At 54.2% G+C, this 7,250-nt stretch carries 7 protein-coding genes; all 7 read right to left on the reverse strand.

Features of this window, described 5'->3' with window-relative positions:
• Positions 1 to 173: 173 nt before the first annotated feature.
• Positions 174 to 1,088 carry an alpha/beta hydrolase gene (locus tag VFO10_RS18640; RefSeq protein WP_325142957.1) on the reverse strand — a complete coding sequence of 305 codons (915 nt, stop codon included), beginning with the start codon at positions 1,086 to 1,088 and terminating at the stop codon, positions 174 to 176.
• Positions 1,089 to 1,149: 61 nt separating this feature from the next.
• Positions 1,150 to 1,560, reverse strand: a complete 411-nt coding sequence (locus VFO10_RS18645; RefSeq protein ID WP_325142959.1) for an HMA2 domain-containing protein — start codon at positions 1,558 to 1,560, stop codon at positions 1,150 to 1,152.
• A 116-nt stretch (positions 1,561 to 1,676) separates the two neighbouring features.
• Positions 1,677 to 2,168 (reverse strand): HMA2 domain-containing protein, encoded by a 492-nt coding sequence (locus tag VFO10_RS18650; protein ID WP_325142961.1) that lies wholly within the window; start codon positions 2,166 to 2,168, stop codon positions 1,677 to 1,679.
• Positions 2,169 to 2,179: 11 nt separating this feature from the next.
• Positions 2,180 to 2,503, reverse strand: coding sequence for a DUF5132 domain-containing protein (locus tag VFO10_RS18655; protein ID WP_325142963.1), 324 nt, complete (start codon positions 2,501 to 2,503; stop codon positions 2,180 to 2,182).
• 45 nt (positions 2,504 to 2,548) lie between these two features.
• Positions 2,549 to 5,560 (reverse strand): HAD-IC family P-type ATPase, encoded by a 3,012-nt coding sequence (locus VFO10_RS18660; RefSeq protein ID WP_325142965.1) that lies wholly within the window; start codon positions 5,558 to 5,560, stop codon positions 2,549 to 2,551.
• Positions 5,561 to 5,822: 262 nt separating this feature from the next.
• Positions 5,823 to 6,392 carry a CAP domain-containing protein gene (locus VFO10_RS18665; RefSeq protein WP_325142967.1) on the reverse strand — a complete coding sequence of 190 codons (570 nt, stop codon included), beginning with the start codon at positions 6,390 to 6,392 and terminating at the stop codon, positions 5,823 to 5,825.
• 154 nt (positions 6,393 to 6,546) lie between these two features.
• A partial coding sequence (locus tag VFO10_RS18670; RefSeq protein ID WP_325142969.1) for a MaoC/PaaZ C-terminal domain-containing protein occupies positions 6,547 to 7,250 on the reverse strand: 704 nt, incomplete at its 5' end.

Raw genomic sequence — 7,250 nt, forward strand, 5'->3', positions numbered from 1 at the left:
GAGCGATTAGGTTTAGAAGTACTGTGAGTAGACCTTCCATGCCAGCCACCAAGTGTTTTGTCGTAATCTCACTTTAGGCCAGGTTCTTGGAAGGTCTATTTATTTTGTGGAAATGAGTATTTTTTTGTCCAAACTTGAGAAAGCCTTCAAGCATCCAGCTTGAAGGCTTTAAATCAAACCCGCCCCCGCCGCTGAAAGAAATCCAACACAACCCCCGCCGTCTCATCCACCTTCTCAATCATCGGTGCATGCCCGCATTCCGGGAGTATCTTAATCTCCGCGTCCGGCTTCACCTTCTCCACGGTCTTCGTGGATGAAACATGAATCACCCGATCATTCTCCCCCCAGATCACGAGGACGGGCATGCGTAGATCAGGCAAAGCATCCTCGACTGCGGTGCCGCTGGCCTGGATTTCCTTGAATATGCGCCGGTTCCATTCCTGATAAGGAGCGTTGGTTTCGTAGAGTCGGTCGATGACGAGTGCGGGGATAAAGGGCCGCTTATGGAAACTGAAGTCGAGAAGCCTGTCCATATCCTCGCGGCTTTGCACAACCAGAGGATTGCGCCCCTGCGCCAGCTCACGGCTGAGCTCGCTGGGCTCGGGACTGCGGATACCGCCGGAGTCGATCAAGGTAAGACTTAGGACGCGGTCCTGATACTGATGCGCGTAAACCCCTGCGATCATCCCGCCCATGGAGTTGCCGATGACATGCATTCTCTCAACACCAAGAATCCCCCGCAGCTGATCAAGCCGTGCGGCCTGCTCTTTGGGTCCATAGGATTGACCTTCAATACGGCTGCTTTCACCGAATCCTGGTAAATCGACCGCGATCACATGATAGCGATCGGTCAGCTGCCGCGCGAAGCGGGTCCAGTGCTCCTTGTCGCCGCCGAAGCCATGGATAAGAAGAGTGGTCGGGCCTTGGCCGCCCTCCAGATAGGCGATTTCAAAGTCGCCGACCTTGATCCGCTTTTCCTCAAGATTGCTGCGCCAGCGCTCAAGACCCACAGCCCAGTCTGCGAGCCGGCCCGCACATGATGTCTGACTGAAGGCGCCCAGGATAAGGAAGATACGCAAGAATTTCATAAATCAGTCCTGAAAAAGTTTCGCCGATACCGTCACGAAACTAGCACAGAACGGAGGGGCTTCAGGGCAGGATTTTTTTCAGAATGATCTGGCCGGTTCTCTGCAGAGCCGCTTCCAGCAGGGTTTTAACAATGGCCCGCGACGCGAAATTCACGGTTTCAGACACCCAATCAGGGGCGGGTGCCTTCGCCCTGCGCACAGCAGGAAGGGGACGGACGTTGGCATTGGGAAAAGCCACAATATTGCCGAGCAGCTTCCGGCGCTGAAAGACGCGCAGAATACTCGACGACTGAACCACCGAAGGATTGTAATAGATCACAACGCTGCCGCTGATTTCATTGGCGGCGACTCTTTGCACACCAGGCAAGGCGGAAAGATCTCGCACCAAAGTACGACAGAATGGAAGATTTCCTTTAAGAGAGGCTATGCGCACGCGCATCCGACCATGCGTCTGATGGATGAAGCAGTCCAAGTCTGTCCTCACAATATGGAGATTTTGATTCAGTATAGGCGAGTGAGTGACAATCTTGAAATGAAAAAAGCACGGCCGCTGATGGATTTTACCAGCGGCGTCTTGTGACTAAGTTTTTAGCGCTTTCGCTTGGGTTCCGACGAACGATCCATAAGGCCAGCTGCATACATGAGCATCGTCATACCCGCCGGCAGAAACTTGCCCCGCGTCATCTGCCCGACACCCAAAATCGCGAGACCCACAACAACAGCGGAACGCATGTCCATACGTCCATCGGAAACCTCGTCCAGAAAGCGATCGGCCTTCTGCATCATCCGATTCCAGCTCTCATGCAGGGATACAGGGGCTTCTTCGCCTTTGAGGTTGGGCTTGAGCTCGATCACCTGGGCGACTGAAACTTCTTCAAGCGCCGAATCCAGCTCGGCATCGGTTTCGGCCTCCAGAAGTATGGTCCGTGTTACAGGATTGCCCTGAACGCGCCGCAGATTCGAAGAACGCCGCAGCGCCTGGACGGCATCCTGAAGGCGAACCTGATTGAAATCCTCTTCGTCGAGCTGAAGACGCATGCGCCCCGGAGCCCGATGTTTAACAGAAGCTGAAAGAGTCATGATCACGCCTTTCAGGATTTGTGGGCGGCGGTGGATTTAACCTTGGCTGGCTCGGCAGCCGTGGCCGCGCTAGCACCGGCGCGCTTCACAGGGGCGCGCTTGGGTCCCTGCTTGGCAAAGTGTTCCGATCGAACTTCGGCCAGCATGTCTTCCAGCGTTTCGGTGAACTCAACCACGGATTCGCGGGTCTTTTCCATCACCGTGACGCCTGCTTTCATGAAACCTTTCAACACAGGTCGCATCACACTCGAACCGTTGGCCAGAAGATCACGGGAAACAAACCCTGCGCCGAAGCCCAAAACAAAACCTGTGCTGAATTTGGAAAGATTGAACATTGTTTTCGTCCTTACGTTGGGAAAATCTTCGGCCGCTGAAGCTGATCAGCGCCGTCCTAATTTGAGTAGCTCAAGCAGCATAACAGGCCATACGCCATGGGCCAGACTCTGTCCCAATTGTCCCGCCGTGAGCGCTTCATTGCCCAAAAGACGTCGGAACCAGGGTGATATCACTCCCATTGCAATGGTGCCACCGGCCACTCCCATGGCTCCGTATATGCGTTTATTACGAGGGAACTTGCCACGGATCAGACCCCGGCTGTCAGCCGAGGCCGAGAGCGTGTGCAGGATCTGACTCGTCGTCAAACTCACAAAAGCCGCGGTGGTATTGCTTCCTGCCTTTCCTTGACGCGTGGCCATTTCAAAAGAGAGCAAGGAACCGGCACTCAAAAAGCCGGCTTCCACAAGCAAACGCATCTTGGCAAAGCTCGACAGTAAAGGTTCCGACGGATCCGCAGGCGGTTCACGCATGATATCTTCGGCAGGCGGATCCAGGGCGAGAGCAAGGCCCGGCAGCACATCCGTTAAAAGGTTGATCCACAGCAGCTGCATGGAATTCAGCGGAGATTCACGGCCGGCCGCGACAGCCAGGAACATGACCATGATCTCGCTCATGTTGGTGCCCAAAAGGTAGCGAATGGACTTCCGGAGATTCGTTCGAACCGAACGTCCCTGCTCAATCGCAAAGTAGAGCACCTCAAGATTATCATCCTTCAGCACAATATCGGCCGACTCCCGCGCCGCGGAAGTCCCCTGAAAGCCCATCGCAATACCAACGTGCGCGGCTTTCAAGGCTGGGCTATCGTTGATGCCATCACCTGTCATGGCCACGATGCGGCCGCGCTGTTGCAGGGCCTGAACGATGCGCAGCTTATCCGTGGGGCTGACGCGAGAGAAGACCTGAACCTCTTCCGCAAGGTCAGCGATGGCCTCCAGACTCAAATCCTTAAGATCGCGGGCATCGAATGACTTGAGCTTTCCACCGTTGCCGTTGAAACCAAGGGCTTTGCCCACGGCTTTCGCAGTATCGGTTTGATCGCCGGTCATCATGATGGTTTTAATGCCCGCGTGGTGGAATTTTTCGATCAGGTCACCCATGCCCTCACGAGGAGGATCCATGAGGGCGACAGCGCCCAGCCAGACCAGAGGCTCCTCTTGAATGGACGTCATCCCCTGCCCTTCGACATAAGCGAAGCCGAGAACACGCAAACCCTTTTTCGCCAGCTCACGATTCTGATCGCACAGCTTCTGTCGTATATCGTCGGTCAATTCCTTGAGGACGCCCTGGTCCAGTACCCAGGCGCTCATCTCCAGGAGCTGCTCGGGATTGCCCTTGACCGCTGCAAGATTGCGATCCTGATCACGCAGGTTATGATAGGTCACCATATACTGGCGACTTTCCGTACGATAGCTGACCTTGAAACGGGGCAGGTCCTTTTGAATGGACTCGACATCCATCCCCATGCGTTCCGCCACTTCGATAATGGCTTTTTCCGTCGAAGATCCGCTCCAACGATGTCCTGGCCCATCCGGATTTTTGATGCGCTCGCAGTCTGTGCACAGAGCCGCGATCAGGCTCCATTTGCGGGATGGCAGAATGACGGTCGGGACGCTGTCTTTCAGCTTGGTTTTCTTCGCCTCGCCGAATTGCGAGCGATGCCAGTACTCGCTGCCGAAGTAGCCTTCCTCGGCGATCATCTCATTCATGGTCAGGGTGCCTGTCTTATCCAGGCAGACCACCTCGACTGAACCCAAAGCCTCAAGCACGTTAAGGCGGCGAACCAGAATATTGCGCTTTTTCATATTGCCAACGCCAAGCGCCATGGTCGTCGTACCGATCGTGGGCAGGCCTTCGGGAACAGCGGCAACCGCCAGAGAAATGCTGGTCTGCATCATCTGAAGAAGACTGCGTCCGCGCATGACTCCCAGCAAAAATACGCTACCGCAAATGGCTCCCGATATCAGAATCGTCTGGCGGCCGATATCTTCCAGATCTTGTTGCAGTGGCGATTCCAGCTGCTCCGCGCTGGCAACGAGCCGCCGCACACGGCCGATCTCGGTATTCTCGCCGGTTGCGATCACGACTCCCAATCCCTGCCCCGATGTTACGATCGTGCCCCGGAACAGCAGATTGCGGCGGTCCGAGATAGTGTGCAGCTGATTCCGCTCGATAGCGTTATGATGTTTGGTCACGGGCATGGATTCGCCGGTCAAAGGCGATTCGTCCACCATAAGGCCTTTGGACTCGATAAGGCGAATATCAGCGGGCACAACGCCATGAGAAAGGCTGACAATGTCGCCAACGACCAGTTGATGATCCAGGATATTGCAGAACACCCCGTCCCTCATGACTCGCACATCCTGCGGATCAATATGGCCGATGGAGCTGATCACTTCATCAGCACGCGCCTCGGATAAATAGCCGACGTAGCCATTCATCAGAATCACGCCCCCGATCATCACGACATCGAACAGTCCACCTGTTACCAGGGACAGTCCTGCAGAGCCTGCGAGCAGCCACGTCTGCGAGTTGGCAAACTGGCGACTGAAAAGAGTCCAGTGGCTCGTGGGCTTCACCTCCTCCATCTGGTTGCTGCCATACAGCAGCCGACGGTCATTGACTTCCGAGGTTGCAAGGCCATGGGCCGCGTCCACACGCAGCTCTTTGAGAAGGCTGCTGGCCAACTGGCTGCAATAGACAAGTTGCAGATCCTGATCCAAAAGGGCTTGCGCGCTGGTGCTGGCCGCAAGCTCTTTGAATTTATACTGCTCGGGATTGGCCAGGGCTTCTTCAATGCAGATCTGCAGGTGCCCCGTATCCAGTTTGTGATTGCGATTGTATTCGATGACGAGCGAACCGCTCTGTGGCCGCGCCTTGACCGCAAGGACGAAATTTTCCAGCCGCAGGCGTCCCTCGACAGCTTCACAGGCTTCTTCATCTCTATAAAGAACATCCAGGACAAAACGCGAGCGTCCCGGAGTGACATGAGCCAGGTGAAGTTCAAGTGAAAGTTCTGAAGAGGCTGACTCAGCTGCGTGCACGCGCTTGGCCTTCATCGTGACTCCTACGTCTTGAGTATAAAAATCCCTCGAACCATACGGGCCTTTGGTAAATTTTTACGAAAGACTTGATGAAGCCTTGATGAAAGTATCTGTCGGCTGGAATAAAGCAGCTGAGTGACATACACGATCGACCCTATCGCGTGACTTCCACTTTCACTTACGATAAGGGTCGTAACATATAGTTCTTGTTGATTCTACTTTTCTGCGGGGGGTCTACAGGTTCTTCCTGAACACAACCCTTCGAAGAGGATGATCGTCATTTTCCGCTGGGTAACTTATCCGAGTGGAAAATCTGCGTGGCATAGATACCAGAATCGGCACGAGCCACACCTACCCCAATATAAGTGTACTGACTATTTTCTATATTCTGACGATGACCTGCACTGTTCCACCACATCCGCACAAATTCTTTGGCTATGGCCTCGGGATCTTCCAGCCTATTCGAGAATTGAGCTACGTTTTCCCCTAAAAGAACAATCTTCACACCCGGAAGTTCTCTTTTGATTTCCTCGCCTCGGCTTTGAAATCCTTCATGACTGATACCCTCGCGCACCATCTTCTGCGAGTGCTGGCGGGCGACTTTCGACGATTCAAAAAGAAGATCCAGAGCGGGCGCACGACCGCGCTTTTCATTGGTCAAGCGTGCAATCGCAGCTTCCACTTCGCAGGTCCATTCATCTGCATCATAGCAGGATGTATGTCTGGCAAGTTGCGAGGAATCATTTTCAAGGGCCGTGGATGGATCGGGATTCATGGGGTTCGCCTCGGAGCGTTGGCAGGCGAGGGCGATAAGGGTTGTGAGGGTTAAGAAGGGCAGTCGTTTCATCAGTGAACCTCATCCTTAGGTAAAACGACTTTTCTTTTAAAGCATTCCACTCTCACGATGCAAGTCGTGATCGTCATCATTCGGTATTAGTTAAGAAAAAGGAAGAGCGATTCCGGTTCATCATCCGGAATCGTTTCATGCATGATCTGTTGCCTTAGGGAAACAGTGTGAAATGACCTTTCGCCAAAAGCTTGTGGCGCTGGCAGTGCAGCTCGAAGCGTTGGCCTTTCACGACAAAGGTCACCATCTGACCCGAGTAAGCAGGCCTTGTAAAGATCACCGACATGGTTTGAACGGGCAGATGCATGTCGTTCATGAGGAACTTCAAAGCAAGGTTCGCCGTGAAGGCTCCCTGCACGAACGAGCCGCGATGCCCGAGCAGTTTCGAAAACAGCCTCGCGGTATGCAGAGGATTCAAATCACCGGAAACCACTCCGTAGCGCATCCCCGTGTCATTGGAAAGGAAGTAACGCCCACTCCAGTCGGCATCTTCCAGCTTGATTTCAGGCTCCAGTTTGGACAGCCCGCGATACTGATCCGAAGTCTCGCCGTGAACCTCGGCGATCGTATCGAGTCGCTCCACATCCGACTTCTTCAGATTGCAAAGGATCATGGTGTCCTTCTGCATGACGATCGGCTCGCCGTTCTCATCGCTCACGATTGAGCGGAAGTTCAGCAAAGCCCGATCGTGGTTGAGATGGAGCACTTCCTTGAGCGAACTCTCATAGTGATAGTTCTGAGTCGCGACGAAGCCGGAAAATGGCCGGGACAGCTCGACGTCGATTCCCAGCTGCATGATGTTCGCGAAGTTGAGCTGCATCTTGCTCAAGGCATCGAATAAATAATCGCGCGACAGAC

Origin of the sequence: Oligoflexus sp., assembly GCF_035712445.1 — a bacterium.
GTDB lineage: Bacteria > Bdellovibrionota_B > Oligoflexia > Oligoflexales > Oligoflexaceae > Oligoflexus.